This window comes from Serratia montpellierensis (genome assembly GCF_020858655.1).
Lineage (GTDB): Bacteria > Pseudomonadota > Gammaproteobacteria > Enterobacterales > Enterobacteriaceae > Serratia > Serratia montpellierensis.
Genome location: NZ_VOSN01000005.1, coordinates 90,279 through 107,950, shown reverse-complemented (window position 1 = coordinate 107,950; position 17,672 = coordinate 90,279). Strand labels below are relative to the sequence as shown.

General features: G+C 58.7%; 17 protein-coding genes and 1 pseudogene. 10 read left to right on the top strand and 8 right to left on the bottom strand.

The window, feature by feature from the left end; translation table 11 throughout:
• Positions 1-156: 156 nt before the first annotated feature.
• A complete protein-coding gene (locus FUU19_RS05920; RefSeq protein WP_230490313.1) occupies positions 157-837 on the top strand; it encodes a hypothetical protein in 681 nt (226 codons plus the stop codon).
• Positions 838-881: 44 nt separating this feature from the next.
• Here the strand turns inward: FUU19_RS05920 and FUU19_RS05915 are convergent, their stop codons facing one another.
• The 5 genes from FUU19_RS05915 to FUU19_RS05895 all read right to left on the bottom strand — a co-directional run bounded on the left by FUU19_RS05915 (position 882) and on the right by FUU19_RS05895 (position 7,180).
• Complete coding sequence (locus FUU19_RS05915; RefSeq protein ID WP_197832764.1) at positions 882-1,895, bottom strand: Ldh family oxidoreductase; 1,014 nt, start codon at positions 1,893-1,895, stop codon at positions 882-884.
• 19 nt (positions 1,896-1,914) lie between these two features.
• A complete protein-coding gene (locus FUU19_RS05910; RefSeq protein WP_230490314.1) occupies positions 1,915-3,480 on the bottom strand; it encodes an APC family permease in 1,566 nt (521 codons plus the stop codon).
• 44 nt (positions 3,481-3,524) lie between these two features.
• Positions 3,525-5,141: an aldehyde dehydrogenase (NADP(+)) gene (locus FUU19_RS05905; protein ID WP_230490315.1), complete on the bottom strand. Its 1,617-nt coding sequence runs from the start codon at positions 5,139-5,141 to the stop codon at positions 3,525-3,527.
• A 54-nt stretch (positions 5,142-5,195) separates the two neighbouring features.
• Positions 5,196-6,116: a dihydrodipicolinate synthase family protein gene (locus FUU19_RS05900; protein ID WP_141969632.1), complete on the bottom strand. Its 921-nt coding sequence runs from the start codon at positions 6,114-6,116 to the stop codon at positions 5,196-5,198.
• 209 nt (positions 6,117-6,325) lie between these two features.
• Complete coding sequence (locus FUU19_RS05895) at positions 6,326-7,180, bottom strand: AraC family transcriptional regulator (RefSeq protein WP_141969630.1); 855 nt, start codon at positions 7,178-7,180, stop codon at positions 6,326-6,328.
• Positions 7,181-7,569: 389 nt separating this feature from the next.
• On the opposite strand from FUU19_RS05895, the gene FUU19_RS05890 reads away from it, so the two are divergent.
• From FUU19_RS05890 to FUU19_RS05875, 4 genes are read left to right on the top strand one after another with little or no spacing between them, the layout of a single operon-like run.
• Positions 7,570-8,517 carry a 4-hydroxyproline epimerase gene (locus FUU19_RS05890; protein ID WP_141969627.1) on the top strand — a complete coding sequence of 316 codons (948 nt, stop codon included), beginning with the start codon at positions 7,570-7,572 and terminating at the stop codon, positions 8,515-8,517.
• Entirely contained in the window at positions 8,517-9,641 is a 1,125-nt protein-coding gene (locus FUU19_RS05885; RefSeq protein ID WP_141969625.1) for an NAD(P)/FAD-dependent oxidoreductase, read from the top strand. Before FUU19_RS05890 ends, FUU19_RS05885 begins: the two co-directional genes overlap by 1 nt.
• On the top strand, positions 9,638-9,898 hold the full coding sequence (locus FUU19_RS05880) for a (2Fe-2S)-binding protein (RefSeq protein ID WP_141969624.1): 261 nt from the start codon (positions 9,638-9,640) through the stop codon (positions 9,896-9,898). Before FUU19_RS05885 ends, FUU19_RS05880 begins: the two co-directional genes overlap by 4 nt.
• Positions 9,891-11,159 (top strand): FAD-dependent oxidoreductase, encoded by a 1,269-nt coding sequence (locus FUU19_RS05875; RefSeq protein ID WP_230507090.1) that lies wholly within the window; start codon positions 9,891-9,893, stop codon positions 11,157-11,159. Before FUU19_RS05880 ends, FUU19_RS05875 begins: the two co-directional genes overlap by 8 nt.
• A 47-nt stretch (positions 11,160-11,206) precedes the next feature.
• On the opposite strand, the gene FUU19_RS05870 is transcribed toward FUU19_RS05875, so the two are convergent.
• A complete protein-coding gene (locus FUU19_RS05870) occupies positions 11,207-11,566 on the bottom strand; it encodes a hypothetical protein (RefSeq protein WP_141969620.1) in 360 nt (119 codons plus the stop codon).
• A 545-nt stretch (positions 11,567-12,111) separates the two neighbouring features.
• Between FUU19_RS05870 and FUU19_RS05865 the strand changes: the two genes are divergently transcribed.
• Positions 12,112-12,426, top strand: coding sequence for a hypothetical protein (locus tag FUU19_RS05865; protein ID WP_141969619.1), 315 nt, complete (start codon positions 12,112-12,114; stop codon positions 12,424-12,426).
• 170 nt (positions 12,427-12,596) lie between these two features.
• Entirely contained in the window at positions 12,597-13,028 is a 432-nt protein-coding gene (locus FUU19_RS05860) for a hypothetical protein (protein ID WP_141969617.1), read from the top strand.
• Positions 13,029-13,046: 18 nt separating this feature from the next.
• Here FUU19_RS05860 and FUU19_RS05855 read toward each other — a convergent pair whose 3' ends face one another.
• Together FUU19_RS05855 and FUU19_RS05850 are read right to left on the bottom strand one after the other, a co-directional pair.
• Positions 13,047-13,388, bottom strand: a complete 342-nt coding sequence (locus tag FUU19_RS05855; RefSeq protein WP_197832758.1) for a GlpM family protein — start codon at positions 13,386-13,388, stop codon at positions 13,047-13,049.
• A gap of 121 nt (positions 13,389-13,509) precedes the next feature.
• Positions 13,510-13,734 carry a DUF2594 family protein gene (locus FUU19_RS05850; protein WP_004927950.1) on the bottom strand — a complete coding sequence of 75 codons (225 nt, stop codon included), beginning with the start codon at positions 13,732-13,734 and terminating at the stop codon, positions 13,510-13,512.
• A gap of 705 nt (positions 13,735-14,439) precedes the next feature.
• Here FUU19_RS05850 and uvrY point away from each other — a divergent pair.
• From uvrY to pgsA, 3 genes and pseudogenes are all read left to right on the top strand, one after another.
• Complete coding sequence (uvrY, locus tag FUU19_RS05845) at positions 14,440-15,096, top strand: UvrY/SirA/GacA family response regulator transcription factor (protein WP_004927947.1); 657 nt, start codon at positions 14,440-14,442, stop codon at positions 15,094-15,096.
• A pseudogene (gene uvrC / locus FUU19_RS05840) lies at positions 15,089-16,921 on the top strand (excinuclease ABC subunit UvrC). The gene uvrY and the pseudogene uvrC overlap by 8 nt, the downstream one beginning before the upstream one ends.
• 58 nt (positions 16,922-16,979) lie before the next feature.
• Entirely contained in the window at positions 16,980-17,528 is a 549-nt protein-coding gene (gene pgsA, locus FUU19_RS05835; RefSeq protein WP_004927937.1) for a CDP-diacylglycerol--glycerol-3-phosphate 3-phosphatidyltransferase, read from the top strand.
• Positions 17,529-17,672: the final 144 nt, after the last annotated feature.

Genomic DNA, 17,672 nt, shown 5'->3' with positions numbered 1-17,672 from the left:
TCGGGTGCGTTCTGCGGTTGTCGGTCGGCTGCAGAGCGTGCCTGGCGTTTTATTGCCATCTCAGCCTGAGCTGCTACGATTTTAGCTGACGTTTTTATGCCGATCGGGCCACCGGCCTTGCGCATATTCATCATCTCAGCCAGAAGAGGGGCAGCTATGCCATTAGAAGTCGATGGGATCATCAGAGGCGATCGGGGCAGTGAACCGAGCCGTTGGCAACATGCGTCAACCAAACCGCTTATCACGCTGACCTGGCATCACACCATTCCCTGGAACTGTTTGCGTAATGTCTGGAATGGTCTGGTAGCGGGGCAGCATTGGAACGCGCTGGACGAGTTTAAGAACCTGATCGGTGTGCCAAACCGCGCCGAGGTGCTCAAACAGATCAAAAATAAAAACCTGCAGGATCGCGATGGATTACACACTCTGGTGACCTGGCAAGGATGGAATATCGTCGAGGGACCAGGTAATGAGTATCGCGCTCAGGGCGACGATCCCGGTGAAAACTTCGACGGTTGGTCGGGTAAGGGGATGAGTACCAATCAGCAAGCGACGCAGCAGCAGGTCAATGTGTTGTATCTGGTGATGGCGCCGTTGGGAAACCGGGCGCTGGACGCCGCCAGACAGGCGCCGCACATTACTGCGGAAGAAGCGGGCGTCTTGCAACGGACGATTAAACAGACCCGCCCAACGTTGCGAGGAAAGGAACCGATCCGGTGGCAAGAAGACATGTGGCATCAGGTGCAGCCGGGTAAAGAGGCGAAACACTTTGCCCGCTGGGATACCAAACCGGTATGGCGCAAGCGCCTGCACAGCGACCTGGTTCAGGCAAGATAAGACTCCCCCGCGCCGGGTTGCCGGCGCGGGGGGGCAATCCGGCGCTAATCGCACAGCGCCACTATTTCGTCGTACAACGTCCTGGGGATTTTCACACCGTCTTGTTCGCTCTGGCGCCGCTGCCGATAACGCCGCTCGCCGGGGATGCGTGCGCCTTGCGCCTGCATACTGGCAAACATCGCCTCTGCGTTGGCGAAATATTTCGCCTTATCTGCACCGAGAAAACGTTCGGGATCCAACGCGATGATCAATTCACCGCCGTAGGGCGACGAACCGGTACCGTCGTCATAGGCCAGCGACTCTTTGCTGGTCATATCGCCGATCAGCGGGCCAGCCAATAATTCCACCATCGCCGCCAGCGCCGAGCCCTTATGGCCGCCGAAGGTCAGCATCGCGCCTTCCAACACGCTGGCGGCATCGGTGGACGGATTGCCTGCCTTATCAATACCCCAGCCTTCGGGCAGCGGAGTACCCGCGCGGCGATGCAGTTCAATTTCGCCTCGCGCCGCCGCGCTGGTGGCCATGTCGAACAAAAACGGCGGCCGATCGGGTCGTGGCCAGCCGAAGGCGATGGGGTTGGTGCCGAACAGCGGTCGCGAACCGCCGGCCGGCGTCACCCAGGCGTGGCTGGGCGTGCAGGCTAAGGCCACCAATCCCTGCTCGGTCAGCGGTTCGATGTCGGCCCACAGCGCGGAGAAGTGCACGCAGCGGTTGATCGTCAGCGCGGCGATGCCATTGGCGCGCACCTTATCGATAAAGGCCGGCAGAGCGGTGCGGTAGGCCAGCAGGGAAAACGCACCGCCGGCATCGGCGCGCAAGATGGCCGGCGCTTGGTCGAACAGCCTGGGCTTTGCATCGGCAGAGACTTTGCCTGCCCGCAGCGATCGCACGCAGCCCAACAACCGGTACAGCCCGTGCGAAGCGCAGCCGTCGCGTTCGCCCTGGGTGACATTTTGCGCCACCGCCTCAGCATGCGCCTGATTGAAACCGTTGCTGCGCAATGCGCGCAATGCCAGTTGATAAGCCTGTTCCAGCGACAGAACGTGTATGGATGTCATTTCGATGTCCTCCCTGGATTCATTCTTCTTCATCACCGATAAAATTGGCCTGAGGTAAACAGGTATAGGCGCCCCAGTAGTAAACCGCCAGCCCAATCACCGCCATGGTAAGGGTGTCCCACGGGTGGGCAATGGCACCGATGCCGCCGAAGCTGCTGAGGTAGGAGAGTGCGATCACCAGCGCATAGAAGACGATCAGCCACAGCGAGGACCAAATTTGTTGCCGGAGGCTAACGGCGTGGGTCGGCACCTGATTTTTGAACAGGATGTAGATGAAGAACATCAGGATCTGCAAACCGAGCAGCCAGGAGACGGTATCCCAGCCGGACCAGAAGACGATCAGCGCCGAAATGATAAACGACAGCGGGCCGAGCACGCAGAAAGCGCGCACCCGGAACGGACGAGGCATATCGGGCGCATTGCGCCGCAGCCCGGCGGCGGTGACCGGGGCAATGGCGTAGCTCAGCACCAGCGCGGCGGACACCACGCCGATCAGCTTTTCCCACGACGGGAACGGCAGCGTCCAGAATACCGAAAGGGCGAAGGTCAGCCACAGCGCCGGGCGGGGAATGCCGGACTCGCCATCTACCCGGGTGAACAGTTTGAAGAAGGTGCCGGCGCGAGCCCAACCGTAGATCACGCGAGGCGTGGCGTTCATATAGATGTTGCCGGTGCCGCTCGGTGAAACGATCGCGTCGCTGACCACCAGAAATGCCAGCCATCCCATGCCCAGCGTGATGGCGATATCGCGGAACGGCAGGGAGAACTGTTGGCTGATGCCGGCCCAGCCGCCGCTCAGCATCTCACTGGGGATGCTGCCGAGAAACGCTATCTGCAGCAGGACATAAATGATGGTGGACAGCACCACCGACAGGATCAGCGCGATGGGAATGGTGCGCTGCGGCCTTTGCACCTCACTGGCGACCGAAATGATCGGCGTCAGGCCGAGGTAGGCGAAGATGATGCCGCCGGCGGAAATGGCGGCCTCAACCCCGGCGGAGCCGAAGGGGGCAAAGCCTTGGCTGTGCAGGTTTTCCGGTTTGAAAAAGCTGAACAACACCACGATCACTAGCAGCGGCACCAGAAACTTCAGCACGCTGATCAGGTTATTGGATTTGGCGAAGGTTTTGACGCTGTAGTAGTTGAGCGCGAAGAAAAAGCACAGCAGCGCCAGCTGCACCAGCCAGCCGATCGACGTAGGGTCGCCGGAACCCGGCTGGCTGAGGAACGGGAACCAGGCGGCGGCGTATTGCCGGGCGGCGACGACCTCGATGGCGATCAGGCTCGAGAAGGCGATCAGCGTGATAAACCCCAGCAGATAACCCATCAGTTCACCGTGCGAGAACACCGGATAGCGAATGATGCCCCCGGCGCGCGGCAGGGCGGCGCCCAGCTCGCAGTAGACGATGCCGAGCAGCAGCACCGCCAGGCCGCCGATCAGCCAGGAATAGATGCCGGCCGGGCCGGCGATGGAGGAGACATGGCTGGCGGCGAACAGCCAACCGGAGCCGAAGATGGCGCCCAGACCGATGAACGTCAGATCGGTGAGCGTAAGCTGCTTCTTGAATTTGCCTTGGGTTGTCATGGTATTACCCTTTTGTTATTGAGTGGCAGGCAGATGCGGCCGGGCTAATTTTGGGCAGGTGAAACCAGGGGGGCTCGGGTGAAAACGCCGTTCACCAGCCGTCGCAGGTTGAGCGGGTTGGCATCCTGCAGCGGTGGCGGCAGCAGCGCCGCTGGCGTGTTTTGCAAACAGACCGGCCGCAGGAAACGTTCGATGGCCAACGTGCCTACCGAGGTGCCGCGTGCGTCGCTGGTCGCCGGGTAGGGACCGCCGTGCACCATGGCGTCGCACACTTCCACCCCGGTCGGATACCCGTTGAACAGCACCCGACCGGCTTTGCGTGCCAACAGTGTCGTCAGCCCGGCGGCCATATCGAGATCGCCGTCATCCGCCAGCAGCGTGGCGGTCAACTGACCTTGCAATGCCGCCAGCGCCGCATGCAGCTGTGCTTCGCTATCTACAGCGACCAGGATGCTGGCCGGGCCGAAGACCTCCTGTTGCAGCAGGGGATCGGCCTGCAGCAGCAGTGCCTCCTCCGCGTGATACAGCTGTGCCGTCGCCCGATGAGGGGGCGTTTCGCTGCGGCCCGCCAGACGGCGCATACCCGGGTGCGCATCGAGGGCCGCCAGCCCGTGACGGTAGTGCTCAAGCGTGCCGGCATTCAGCATCGGCTGCGGCTCGGCGGCGTTGACCAAGGCGCTCATCGTTTCGGCCAGCCGATCGAAGGCGGCGCCACGCAGCGCGACGATCACGCCGGGTTTGGTGCAGAACTGACCGCAACCGAGCGTGAAGGAAGAGACCAGTTCCTGCGCGATGTGCTGCCCGCGCCGCGCCAGCGCCTGTGGCAGGATCACGACCGGGTTGATGCTCGACATTTCGGCGAAGACCGGGATAGGGTGAGGGCGTTGCATGGCTATATTGAACAGCGCCCGGCCGCCTTGCAGCGAGCCGGTGAATCCTACGGCCTGAATCGCCGGATGTTGCACCAGGTCGGCTCCCACGCGGTTGCCGAAGATCATGTTGAAGACGCCGGCGGGCATCTCTGTGCGTTTCCGGGCGCGCTCGATCGCCTGAGCGGTCAGTTCGGCCGTGATCATATGGCCGCTGTGCGCCTTGAACACGACCGGGCAGCCGGCGGCGAGCGCGGCCGCGGTATCGCCGCCCGCGGTGGAAAACGCCAGCGGGAAGTTGCTGGCGCCGAATACCGCCACCGGGCCAAGCGCCGTGCGGTATTGACGTAGGTCGGGGCGCGGCAGGGGGGAACGCTGCGGCAGCGCGCAGTCGATGCGCACGCCCTCGACGTCGCCGCGCCGCAGCAGCGTAGCGAACAGCCGCATCTGGCCGCTGGTTCTGGTGCGTTCGCCGCTCAACCGCGCCGGCGGCAAGGCTGTTTCCTGCATGGCGAAAGCGAAGAAAGCCTCATCCAACGCGTCTAGCTCCTCGGCAATAGCGTCGAGAAAGTTCGCGCGTTGTTCCGCGCTGAGCTGCGAATAAGGCGCAAAGGCCGCAGCGGCAGCTTCTGCGGCGGCGGCGGTTTCAGCGGCCGTGGCCTGGTGGAAGCGGTAGCCGGTCGGCTGACCGTCGTCGGCGCGCAGGCTGAGCAGCACCGCTTCCCCTTCGGCGCGGCGTTGGCCGCCGATAAATTGTTGGCCGCTGATGGCGGCAGAGCGATCGTTGGGCATCGGTTCCCCCGGTAGAGAAAGCATGACGCCCGGCATGGCCGGGCGGCGAAGGCGTTACAGGCCGACGTTCGGCAGCGCAGGGCGAGTGGCCAGCGCTTTATCAATCACGGCGTTGATCTCGGTAAGCGTCTCGCCCTGCAGCGCCAGGCGCGGTGGACGAGTGACGGCGCTGCCGCGGCCGACCCGCTGTTCGCAGAGCTTGATGCATTGCACCAGATCGGGGCGGGCATCGAGGTGCAGCAGCGGCATAAACCAGCTGTACAGCGCCAACGCTTCCTCATAGCGTTTTTCCTGCGCCAGCCGGAACAGGGTTTCCCCTTCGCGCGGGAAGGCATTGGACATGCCGGAGATCCAGCCTTGCGCACCAACGGCAATGCTTTCCAGCACCACATCGTCCAACCCGGCGAACAGCACGAAGCGATCGCCGACTTCGTTGCGCAGATCGATAAAGCGACGGGTGTCGCCCGACGAGTCTTTGAAGCACACGATGTTCTCGCAGTCGACCAGCGAGGTCAGGATGTCGGGCGTGACGTCATTTTTGTAAATGGGAGGATTGTTGTAGACCATGATCGGCAGATCGGTCGCGCCGGCGACGCTGCGGAAGTGCGTGGCGGTTTCGTGCGGCTTGGCGGAGTAGACCAGCGCCGGCATCACCATAATCCCGTCGACGCCGGCCTTTTGCGCTTCACGCGCCATGTTCTGTGCGAAGGCGGTGGTGAACTCGGCGATGCCGGCGATCACCGGTACTTTACCGTCGGCGGCGTCTCTCGCCACTTCGATCACCGCCAGCTTTTCTTGCACCGTCATCGAAGTGTTTTCACCGACGGTGCCGCACACCACCAGGCCGGAGACGCCGTCGCGCACCAGGTTTTTAATCACCGTATGAGTGGCGTCGAGGTCAAGAGAGAAATCGTTGCGGAACTGGGTCGTCACCGCCGGGAATACGCCGCTCCAGCTTATGGCTTTATGGCTCATCGTGTTTGTCCTGTCGTCCGAAAGTGTTAATGAAAAGTGAATCTTTGGTAAGGCTCACCGACAGATTGACCGGTATTGCGCGGGGAGGCTTGACGCTTTTCGCCGATTGCCGCGACGAAATTGGCACAATGGCGCCGAAAAGCGGGCGTGAAAAAACCGGGCGCCGGCGCACCGTGAACAGAGGAGTATTAACCAGATAAATCAGATCATTAAGCGGAAATCGTCAGGCGGAAATCGCGCGGTGTAGACCCGGTCATCGCTTTGAATTGACGGCTGAAGGCGCTGTGATCGGTGTAGCCGCACAGCAGCGCGATGTCGGTGATCGGCAGATCGCCGGCCAGCAGTTCCGTGGCCTTTTCCAACCGTACTTTGTGGATCATCTGGCGCGGGGTGAGGTGGAAGATACGTTTGCAGTAGCGTTCGATCTGCGCCACCGACAAGCCGGTCAGCCCCGTCAGCTCCTCAAGCGCGATCGGCCGTGCGTAGTGGCGGCGGATGTGCACGTCGATCGCCGCCAGCCGTTGGTAGGCCGGGTGATTGGCCTTAGCTTCCTGCAGATCGTGAGAAATACCCGCCATGCCGATGATTTTTCCCTGCGCGTCGTACAGCGCCAGCTTTTGCGTCAGGCACCAGCCGGTTTCGCGGCCGTTGTACAGGTGCATTTCCAGCTGATCCTGGATCAGCACGCCGTGGCGCAATACCCGCAGATCCTGCTCGGTGTAGCCGGACCCGAGCTGAGCGGGAAAAACGTCGGCGGAGGTCTTGCCCAGCAGCGGCGTGACGGTTTTGAAACCGCAGCGCCTGGCCAGCGTCAGGTTGGCCAGCAGGTAGCGAGCCTGGGCGTCTTTGATAAAGAACACCACGTTGGGGATCGCGTTCAGCAGCGGCGCGATCAGCGCCAGCGTATTCAGCAGATCGCGCAGGTTGTTCGGGCGCTGCTGCGCCAGGCCGTCGCACAGGCGCGACAGATGTTCAACGGCAAAAACGTCCTCCTGCTCCGGCAGCCCCACAAGCGAAGGCGGCGAGAGAGAAACCGGAGGCTGATAGTCTGAAGTGGATCGCATAGCAGTCCCTTTTCGGTCGTTAGCCGGAAAAATAGGCGGATCGGGTTGATGTCTTCGCATCAATATTAACTTTTCTTTAACAAATCAAGCGCTATTTCCGGCCGCCTGCCAAATATGCGGATTGCCGCATACTTTTGCCGTGCGGTGCGTGGCGGTTACTTGAAAACTGCGGCACTTCTCGCCACGTGGAGGTTTAGCATGAAAGTAACGTCATGATAAATAGGTTATTGTTATGGTTTTCGTTAAAGGCGTGCCCGTGACGCGTCAGGCCTGACTTTTATCACTGTGCTGATTTCTTCATTCGCCGCGCCGAAACGCATCAAGCCGTAATGGCCACATTCGTTCAGGCTAATGCCATTGGTAACATCTCATTAACTCAGGAGACGCCGATGGTACTTTCTGCGCATATCACCGCTTTGCGGGCGATCGATTCTCATACCGGCGGAGAGCCGACCCGCCTGATCGTGGAAGGCTTTCCCGATCTTGGCGAGGGCAGCATGGCGGAACGACGGGCGCGTTTCGCGCAATATTATGACGATTGGCGCTGTGCGGTGATGCTCGAGCCGCGCGGTAACGACGTGTTGGTGGGGGCGTTGCTGTGCCGCCCCTGTTCGCCACAGGCCACGGCCGGGGTGATCTTCTTTAACAACAGCGGCTACCTGGGCATGTGTGGGCACGGCACTATCGGGCTGATCGCTTCGCTGGCGCACCTGGGGCGCATCCACGCCGGGCGTCACCTGATAGAGACCCCGGTTGGCCCGGTAAACGCCACGCTGCACGAGGACGGCAGCGTCACGGTGGAGAACGTGGCGGCTTATCGTTACCGCCGCCAGGTGCGGCTTGAGGTGGCGGGTTACGGGCCGGTGACGGGTGACATCGCCTGGGGCGGCAACTGGTTCTTCCTGATCGGCGAGTCGCCGTTGCCCATCGATAAACAAAATCTGGAGGCGTTGACCGCGTTCACCTGGGCGGTGCGGCAGACGTTGGAGCAAGCGGGTATCTGCGGTGAAGACGGCGGGGTGATAGACCATATAGAACTGTTCGGTGACGATCCGCAAGCCGACAGCCGCAGCTTCGTGCTGTGCCCCGGCAAAGCCTACGATCGTTCCCCGTGCGGCACCGGCACCAGCGCCAAACTGGCGTGTCTGGCGGCGGACGGTAAGCTGTCACCGGACACGCTGTGGCGCCAGGCCAGCGTGATCGGCAGCGAATTTCAGGCCTACTATCGCCGGAATGGCCATCGCATTACCCCTTTTATTCGCGGGCAGGCCTATGTGTGCGCCGATAGCCAGCTGTTGCTCGACGAACGCGATCCCTTTGTCTGGGGAATACGCTGATGGGCGTCGGGCGGAAAGCCGATGTCATTGTGGTGGGGGCCGGTATCATCGGCGCCGCCTGTGCCTGGCGGCTGGCGTGGGAAGGGTATCGCGTCTCGGTGGTGGACGATCGCCGCGCCGGCGCCACCGCCGCCGGCATGGGGCATTTGGTGTGCATGGACGACAATCCGGCCGAACTGGCGTTGAGCGCTTATTCGCTGCGGTTATGGCGTGAAGTGACGGGGCGCATGCCGCAAGACTGTGCCTGGCGCGGCTGCGGAACGCTATGGCTGGCGGATAAAGCGGATGAAATGGCCAGCGCCGAGCAAAAGCGGGCGCGGCTGGCGGAGCAGGGCGTGGCCGCAGAACTGCTGACGGCAGAGCAGATCGCCGCCATGGAGCCGATGCTGCGGCACGGCCTGGCCGGTGGGCTGCGGGTGCCGGGCGACGGCATTCTGTATGCACCGCAAGTGGCGCGTTGGCTGCTGGCCGATGCGGGTGCGGCGATCGACGTGGTGCATGGCGAAGCGGCCGCGCTGGAAGAGGGGGCCGTGCGGCTGGCGGACGGCAGGCGCCTGGCTGCGCCGATAGTGGTTCTGGCCTGCGGCCTGCGGGCCAATGGTTTGTTGCCGCAGCCGCTGCTGCGTGCCAAGAAGGGCCACCTGGCGATCACCGATCGTTATCCGCCGCGGGTGCGGCATCAGCTGGTGGAACTGGGGTACGGCGCCAGCGCGCATGCCAGCGACGGCACCTCGGTGGCGTTTAATGTACAGGCGCGGCCCACCGGGCAATGGCTGATCGGTTCTTCCCGCCAGTTCGATTCCGCCGATTCGTCATTGGATATGCCGCTGCTGGCGGCGATGCTCACACGTGCGCAGCATTTCTTGCCCGCGCTGGCGCAGATGAACATCATTCGCTGCTGGACCGGGCTGCGCGCCGCCTCTGCCGACGGGCTGCCGCTGTTAGGCGCGCATCCGCAGCATTCCTGGCTGTGGCTGGCGTTGGGGCACGAGGGATTGGGCGTCACGACTGCCCTCGGCAGCGCCGCGCTGATTGCTGCTCAGATCGGCCGGCAAACGCCGGAGATTGACGATACCCCGTATTTGGCGGCGCGGGCGTTTGCCGCCGAGGAGCTGCCTGTATGAATGAAAGACAAAACATGCTCACGTTGAACATCGATGGCGATCCCTGCCGGGTGCCGGTTGGCATTAGCGTTGCTGCGGCACTCAGCCTGTGTGGCGACGATCGTTGTCGGTTGTCGATTTCTCACCAAGCGCGCGCCCCCTTTTGCGGCATGGGTATTTGTCAGGAGTGCCGGGTGACCATTAACGGTCTGCGTCGTCTGGCGTGCCAGACGCTGTGCCAGGCCGGTATGCGTATTGAGAGGAGCGATGATGAGTAACTTCGACTGTGAGGTGCTGATCGTCGGTGCTGGGCCGGCCGGCATGGCGGCGGCGCTGGCCGCAGCGGAAAGTGGTGGTCAGGTGCGAATGATTGATGATAATCCGCATCCCGGCGGGCAAATTTGGCGCGGTGGGCCGCAGGTGGCTTTGCCTGAAACGGCGAACCGCTATCGGCAGGCGATAGCGACGAGGGAAAATATTGCGCTACAGTCCGGCTGCAAGCTGGTGGCACAGTGTGGCGTTGACCGATTGGCCTATGAAGATGCCGAAGGTTGCGGCGTGATTCGCTATCAAAAGCTGATTTTATGCAATGGCGCGCGTGAACTGTTGTTGCCGTTTCCCGGCTGGACGCTGCCGGGGGTGACCGGCGCCGGTGGTCTACAGGCGCAAATCAAGCAGGGGCTGGCGATCCGTGGCGAGCGCGTGGCGATCGCCGGCAGTGGTCCGTTGTTGCTGGCGGTGGCGAACAGCGTGAAACAGGCCGGCGGCGAGGTGGTGCTGGTGGCGGAACAGGCGCCGCTTTGGCGGTTGGCGGCGTTCGCCGGCGGCCTGTGGCGTTGGCCGGCCAAGCTGCGCCAGGCGTTTTCCCTGATGCCGCGTCCTTACCATGCCGGCAGCCGAGTACTGGCGGCGTTGGGGCAAGAACGTTTAACTTCGGTGCACGTCAATAACGGCGGGCGGGAGAGAACGATCGCCTGCGACAGGTTGGCCTGCGGTTTTGGTCTGGTGGCGAATATTGAGTTGGCGATGCTGCTGGGGTGTCAGATAGAACACGACGCCGTAGCGGTGGATCATTGGCAGCAAACCAGCCAGGCGCAAATTTTTGCTGCCGGGGAGTGTACCGGCATCGGCGGCAGTGAATTGGCGCTCACTGAAGGCGCTATCGCCGGTTATGCCGCCACTGGGCAGCGGGAAAAGGCAGAGCGCCTGGCGGTGCAGCGGCGGCAGTGGCGACGTTTCGCCACGGCGGTGGCAAGCACCTTTGCACTTGATGAACGCTTGAATTTGCTGGCCAAACCGCAAACGATACTGTGTCGCTGCGAAGACGTCACGCTGGAACAGGTGAGCCATCAGCCAGATTGGAACACGGCCAAGCTGAGCAGCCGTTGTGGCATGGGGGCTTGCCAGGGCAAAGTCTGTGCGACGGCGGCAAGGCAGCTTTTGGGCTGGCCTTTACCGCTACCGCGTGTGCCTTTAACGCCGGTCAGAGCGGAAACGCTGGTTGCTCTGGGAGGGCATCGCAGCGACGACGACAATTGATGGCGCGTCGCTGCGGTGACGTTTCAGCTCAAACCCACGTCGCTGCATCACCATTGCGGCCAATAGTAGGTTTTCTCTCGCCAACCTTTGCCGTACATACAGGCTTCGATGGTGGCGTTTCGGGCGGACTGATTGCGATCGGTCTGCACCGTCTTAATCGACGGCTCTTTGTCATAGCGGTATCCCGATGGGCAATCTTTCTTATTTTTCTCGCAAGGGATGTATTTGTTTTCGTAGCTGAACTCCACGTCCCGCACCACGTCCGGCGGAAAACGTTCGTAGCCGCGGCTACGGCATTCGGCATATTCGGCATCCCGGGTACTCTCGACCGCGCCGGGTCTTTCCCATTGGGTGCAGGCGGTCATCATCAAAAGCGGCAAAACAATCAAATAACGGCAATTCTTCATGGTGTCCCTAACTCTTTCTCTATCCTGAGGCTCGCCGCCTAGGAATGTTCCTAACTGGCGAGGTAGGAAAGTGTAATAAACTGACGGAACAATTGGAAATGATAATGGTTATTGTTTAGGTGTGATTGAGGTAGCGCCGCGTCGAGAGAGGATGCTGCCGAAATGATAGGGCTTGTCGTGATCTGCCATCTCGCAACGAGGGGGGAGATGACGCACCTCTTGTTTCATCCATTCTCTTTTTAGTGCAATGATCCGTTCATTCTCGCACCGTTGTGTGAGGAAAAATAATATGCAAGCTAAGTTTTTTCTTATCCTATTTTAATGCCATTTCTATTTAGGATATTTACCCATGCCTAAGATTTAATGTCCGGTATTAATACCTTATTTTTTTATTTCTGTTTTTTTATTGTGGTTTTATTTTCAGATTTCATCCATGAAAGACTTTTCAGTTACAGGGAATTCATTTGCATTTTAAATTTGGATTTTTTAAATTCAGTTCAGATGAAGGATAACCGTTCGCGACAAAGTCAAAAAAGGAGTTTATTTTGTCTGGGATAAAGAAAACGCCTGAAAGTCATGACGGTTTACCTTCACCATCAGAGGATTATGATACTTTTAAGCACCTCTCTGATGTTGGCGCCGTGTTGGGATATGGGCGAACTCGCTTTTATCAGTGGTGCCGTGGGCGCGGATTTCTAACCCCGATGAACGTGCCTTCACATGAAATGATCAGCCTGGGTTATATGGTGGCGGTGCTATCAGAGACCGGTCATACTCGGGTTTACGTCACGCCGGATGGTTTTAGTTACGTCAGCGGTGCGTTTGCGGCAGATATCCAACGTGGCATGATCAAGTTTTAAATTTGCGAGATTCTCCTTTATTTTAAGCGCTTTAATGCAGAATCTTCTTATTCCTGCGGGTTGGTGGGGGCGTGGGAAGTTGTCCGATTTTTCCGTCTCTGCGACATGAATGCTACTGGAGGCAGCCATTCTCTTGTTACGATAAACATTATTTTCTTCAGGAGCCAAGGATGAAGCATTACGCCGCGTTGTTATTTGCCTCTGCACTGTTGACGGGATGTGCGACTCAAGCCATACCGCCGCAACAGGCTCAGTTACCGCCCCCAAGCCGTCTGATGCTCTACCAGAATATCCCGGATACGCCTTACGCCACGGTGGTGGTGGTACGCGACAGCGGAATGCTGGCAGGCAGCTGCCGCACCGGCGTCTATGTGAATGGGGCGTTTGCCGCTTCGCTGGAGGCGAAAGAAAAAGCAGAGTTTCGCGTGCCGACAGGCAATATCACGGTCAGTATCGGGCAAGATATGATCGAGAATCACCTGTGTATTTGGCGTGACACCGGAGGCAGTATACCGATGACGCTGCGCGCCGGTGAAAGCCGCTATCTGCGTATCGCCGGTGACCGGCAGCGTGGTTTCGTTTTGCAGGCGGGGCGACCGTAATCCGCCCAGGCAGGGGCGTTAACGTCCTTGCCACCATCCCCATAGCGTAATTAATAGCCACGCCGCCGCAATCCAGCATAGTACCGCCGCCCCCAGAGCCAACGACAGCCGCAGGCTGTTAATCAGGAAATATAGAGAAATCAAATACACCAGATAGGGCAGCACTGCCCACATGCCGAAAACCAGCGTCGTTTTCAGCGCCGCAATGGAACGCTCGTTGCCGACAATGTAATGCGCAATCAGGGCGAAAGTGGGGAAAAGGGGAACTAAACCGGCGATATAATAGTTGCGCGTTTTGGCCAGCAGGCCGATCAGAACCACGACCAGTGCGCCGATCAGCGCTTTGACAAGGATACCCATAATGGTCTCGGGTGTGGGGGAAAGCCAACACACTGCCCGAAAGCACGAGCAAGATCAATGGGGTGTGACATAGCGCGGGGAAAAGCAGACCCGCATGAAGCGCGGGTCTGAGACGCAATGCTTACTGACGGTAAGCGTGCTTGATTTGTTGAATGCTGTTCTTGAAGATTTCCGCCTGGGTGGGATCTTCAATCTGGGCGATAAAACGTTCCATGTTGATGATAACTTTCCCGGCGTCGGCCTGGCCGATCGACTTCAGGATCAGCGTCAGCGTGGCTTTGAGGCAGGCAACCTCGGTCGCCAAGATCTCCGGGTTTGCAGACGTAGTGAAATCAACGTTGCTCATTTTCTCTCCTGATTTTTTGAGGCCGTAGCCTGATTCAAGCTGCTTTGGCGCACCGCGCGCGGGTTAAAACATCACCCCACGCGCGGCGGCGAATTTAACTGGGCGCGGAGTATAGCATAGCATGCGTCCATCATCTGCACTGGGCTTGCTCCGCTCACGCCGGTGGGCAGCGCCTGTTCACCGTCAGTCTGAATCATCCATTATCGGTAAGTTATTTCGAGGCGGTTAACAAGTATTTGTCCGGTACGTTATTGTTGAACCCTAGGGGTTATTATAATTATTTGAGGCGGCTGACACTGATTTTGCCGATGTCTACCGAGAATAATAGTTTTACACGCCGGGTGTTCGGCCGGCGATGGCGCCGGCTTTTGCTACGTCTTTAAATATCAAATGATTACAAACGGCCAGCAACCGTGTTAATATTATTCATGTCGTGATTGCTTACACAGATTTCCCCCTCGCTGCATGATTATCGCGCTATCCTGTGTCTGACGCGACGCAACGAAATTATTTTCGTCGCACGATCTTTTCCGACGTGACGATTTATTGGCGGCATAGACGGCTAAAATTGAAAAGTTAGCTCTGCTCCGCAAAGTTATTCGAAAGTATGTATTAATCTGTGTTCATTCTTGTCTGAAAAACAAGTAATATCTCTGGCGAAAACAGAGGCTGATTGCGTTACTCCCTTTTTTTGGAGATTTTTCCTTGATTAGCGTTCTTCTTGTTGATGACCACGAACTGGTGCGCGCAGGGATACGACGCATTCTTGAAGATATCAAAGGTATAAAAGTTGTCGGTGAGGCCCAATGCGGTGAAGACGCCGTAAAATGGTGCCGTGGCAACGCTGTCGATATCGTGCTGATGGACATGAATATGCCGGGAATTGGCGGGCTGGAAGCCACGCGCAAGATTGTGCGTTATGCACCCGACGTCAAAGTCATCATGTTGACTATCCATACCGAAAACCCGTTGCCCGCGAAGGTGATGCAGGCGGGGGCCGCCGGTTATCTGAGCAAGGGCGCCGCGCCGCAGGAAGTGATTAACGCCTTGCGTTCCGTGCATGCGGGCCAGCGCTATATCGCGTCTGATATCGCTCAGCAGATGGCCCTGAGTCAGCTGGAGCCCCAGGCCGAAACGCCGTTCAGCTGCCTGTCTGAACGCGAGTTGCAGATCATGCTGATGATCACCAAAGGCAAAAAGGTGAATGAGATCTCGGAGCAGTTGAGTCTCAGCCCGAAAACGGTGAACAGTTATCGTTACCGCATGTTCAGCAAACTGAATATCAGCGGCGACGTCGAACTGACCCACCTGGCCATCCGACATGGATTGTTCAATGCGGAGACGTTGTTAAGCAGTGAATGACCGTTTTGATGCCAAAGCCTTCCTGAGTACCGTCACCAGCCAGCCCGGCGTCTACCGTATGTACGACGCCACGGGCACGGTGATCTACGTCGGTAAAGCCAAAGACCTGAAAAAGCGTCTCGCAAGCTATTTTCGGCAGCAGGTCAGCAGCCGTAAAACCGAGACGCTGGTTAAAAATATCGCACAAATAGACGTAACTGTTACTCATACTGAAACAGAAGCGCTGTTGTTAGAACATAACTACATTAAATTGTATCGCGGCTGATACAATGTTCTTTTGCGAGACGATAAATCTTATCCGCTGATTTTCCTTAGTGCCGATACTCACCCCCGTTTGGCGGTGCACCGCGGCGCCAAACACGCCAAGGGTGAATATTTCGGCCCTTTTCCCAACTCTTACGCCGTGCGTGAAACGCTGGCGCTGCTGCAAAAGCTGTTCCCGATCCGCCAGTGTGAAAACAGCGTGTATCGCAACCGCTCACGTCCGTGTCTGCAATATCAGATCGGCCGTTGTCTGGGGCCTTGCGTCGCCGGCCTGGTGAGCGAAGAGGAATACCAGCAGCAGGTGGACTATGTGCGGCTGTTCCTGTCCGGTAAAGATCAGCAGGTGTTGCACCAGCTGATTGCTCGTATGGAAGAAGCCAGCAAACTGCTGAATTTCGAGGAAGCGGCGCGCATTCGCGATCAAATTCAGGCCGTGCGCCGCGTCACCGAACGCCAGTTTGTCTCGGGCGACAGTGACGATCTGGACGTGATCGGCGTGGCCTTCGACGCCGGTATGGCGTGTCTGCACGTGCTGTTCATCCGTCAGGGCAAGGTGCTGGGCAGCCGCAGCTATTTCCCGAAAGTGCCGGGCGGCACGGAGATGAGCGAAGTGGTGCAGACCTTCGTCGGCCAGTTTTATCTGCAGGGCAGCCAGGCACGCACCCTGCCCGGTGAGATCCTGCTGGATTTCAACCTGCCGGAAAAAGAGCTGCTTGCCGAGTCACTCTCCGAGCTGGCGGGGCGCAAGATTCAGATCCAAAGCAAACCGCGCGGCGATCGCGCCCGTTATCTGAAGCTGGCGCGCACCAACGCTGCAACGGCGCTGACCACCAAGCTGTCGCAACAGTCGACTATCCATCAACGGCTGGCGGAATTGACCAAGGTGTTGAACCTGACGGAAATCAACCGCATGGAGTGCTTCGATATCAGCCACACCATGGGCGAGCAGACCGTGGCTTCGTGCGTGGTGTTCGACGGTAATGGCCCGGTGCGCTCGGAGTATCGGCGCTATAATATCAGCGGCATCACCCCCGGCGATGATTACGCGGCGATGACGCAGGTGCTGAAGCGCCGCTACGGCAAGGCGCTGGAAGAGAAAAAAATCCCGGACGTCATCTTTATCGATGGCGGCAAAGGGCAGCTCGGCATGGCGATCGAGGTGTTCAAATCGCTGAATGTCACTTGGGATAAGAGTAAACCGCTGCTTATCGGCATCGCCAAAGGCGCCGACCGCAAGGCCGGGTTAGAAACGTTGTTCTTCGTGCCGGAAGGTGAGGGCATTTCGCTGCCGCCGGATTCGCCGGCGCTGCATGTGATCCAGCATATTCGCGATGACTCGCACAATCACGCGATTACCGGCCACCGGCAGAGAAGGGCGAAAGTCAGAAATACCAGCGCGCTGGAGCTGATTGAGGGCGTAGGGCCAAAGCGGCGTCAGGTGCTGTTGAAGTATATGGGCGGACTGCAACCTTTGTTGAACGCCAGCGTGGAGGAAATTGCAAAAGTGCCGGGTATTTCACAAGCATTGGCAGAAAAGATCTACAATGCATTGAAACACTGAGGGCAATGTAGCAACATACTCTTAATTTCCACTCTAGCCAGATAGTTACCGTAGCATTATGCAATTGAATATACCGACTTGGCTTACCCTGTTTCGCGTAGTTCTGATCCCATTCTTTGTGCTGGCGTTTTATCTGCCGTTCAACTGGGCTCCGATGGTTTGCGCCGTTATCTTTGTGTTTGCCGCCGTCACCGACTGGTTTGACGGCTTCTTGGCACGCCGCTGGAAACAAACGACGCGCTTCGGGGCGTTTTTGGATCCGGTCGCGGACAAAGTGATGGTGGCGGTGGCGCTGGTGTTGGTGGCGGAGCACTACCACAGCTGGTGGATCACGCTGCCGGCGGCCACCATGATCGCCCGTGAAATCATCATTTCGTCGCTGCGTGAGTGGATGGCGGAAATTGGCAAACGCAGCAGCGTGGCGGTGTCCTGGATCGGCAAAGTGAAAACCATGGCGCAGATGATGTCGTTGGTGGGCTTGCTGTGGCGGCCGGATCGCTCCGTAGAGTATGTGGCGATTGGCTTGTTGTATATCGCGGCGGTGCTGACTTTCTGGTCGATGTTCCAATATTTGAACGCGGCACGCAACGATCTGCTGGAACCGTGATCGATACGCTGCAAAAATCGGCAAACGATCGTGGTGAGCCAACAATTTTATTGACTCATCACGTCAGGTAAGTAGAATGCATCGCATCAGACGACAACGATGAATTGCCGAAAGATAGCAAAGAAATCAGTCAGTTCTGGTAAT

Bases quoted from the DNA above. Each gene is read 5' to 3' on its own strand.
- FUU19_RS05920 (WP_230490313.1), top strand. From the start codon at position 157: ATGCCATTAGAAGTCGATGGGATCATCAGAGGCGATCGGGGCAGTGAA.
- FUU19_RS05915 (WP_197832764.1), bottom strand. From the start codon at position 1,895: ATGACATCCATACACGTTCTGTCGCTGGAACAGGCTTATCAACTGGCA.
- FUU19_RS05910 (WP_230490314.1), bottom strand. From the start codon at position 3,480: ATGACAACCCAAGGCAAATTCAAGAAGCAGCTTACGCTCACCGATCTG.
- FUU19_RS05905 (WP_230490315.1), bottom strand. From the start codon at position 5,141: ATGCCCAACGATCGCTCTGCCGCCATCAGCGGCCAACAATTTATCGGC.
- FUU19_RS05900 (WP_141969632.1), bottom strand. From the start codon at position 6,116: ATGAGCCATAAAGCCATAAGCTGGAGCGGCGTATTCCCGGCGGTGACG.
- FUU19_RS05895 (WP_141969630.1), bottom strand. From the start codon at position 7,180: ATGCGATCCACTTCAGACTATCAGCCTCCGGTTTCTCTCTCGCCGCCT.
- FUU19_RS05890 (WP_141969627.1), top strand. From the start codon at position 7,570: ATGGTACTTTCTGCGCATATCACCGCTTTGCGGGCGATCGATTCTCAT.
- FUU19_RS05885 (WP_141969625.1), top strand. From the start codon at position 8,517: ATGGGCGTCGGGCGGAAAGCCGATGTCATTGTGGTGGGGGCCGGTATC.
- FUU19_RS05880 (WP_141969624.1), top strand. From the start codon at position 9,638: ATGAATGAAAGACAAAACATGCTCACGTTGAACATCGATGGCGATCCC.
- FUU19_RS05875 (WP_230507090.1), top strand. From the start codon at position 9,891: ATGAGTAACTTCGACTGTGAGGTGCTGATCGTCGGTGCTGGGCCGGCC.
- FUU19_RS05870 (WP_141969620.1), bottom strand. From the start codon at position 11,566: ATGAAGAATTGCCGTTATTTGATTGTTTTGCCGCTTTTGATGATGACC.
- FUU19_RS05860 (WP_141969617.1), top strand. From the start codon at position 12,597: ATGAAGCATTACGCCGCGTTGTTATTTGCCTCTGCACTGTTGACGGGA.
- FUU19_RS05855 (WP_197832758.1), bottom strand. From the start codon at position 13,388: ATGGGTATCCTTGTCAAAGCGCTGATCGGCGCACTGGTCGTGGTTCTG.
- FUU19_RS05850 (WP_004927950.1), bottom strand. From the start codon at position 13,734: ATGAGCAACGTTGATTTCACTACGTCTGCAAACCCGGAGATCTTGGCG.
- pgsA (WP_004927937.1), top strand. From the start codon at position 16,980: ATGCAATTGAATATACCGACTTGGCTTACCCTGTTTCGCGTAGTTCTG.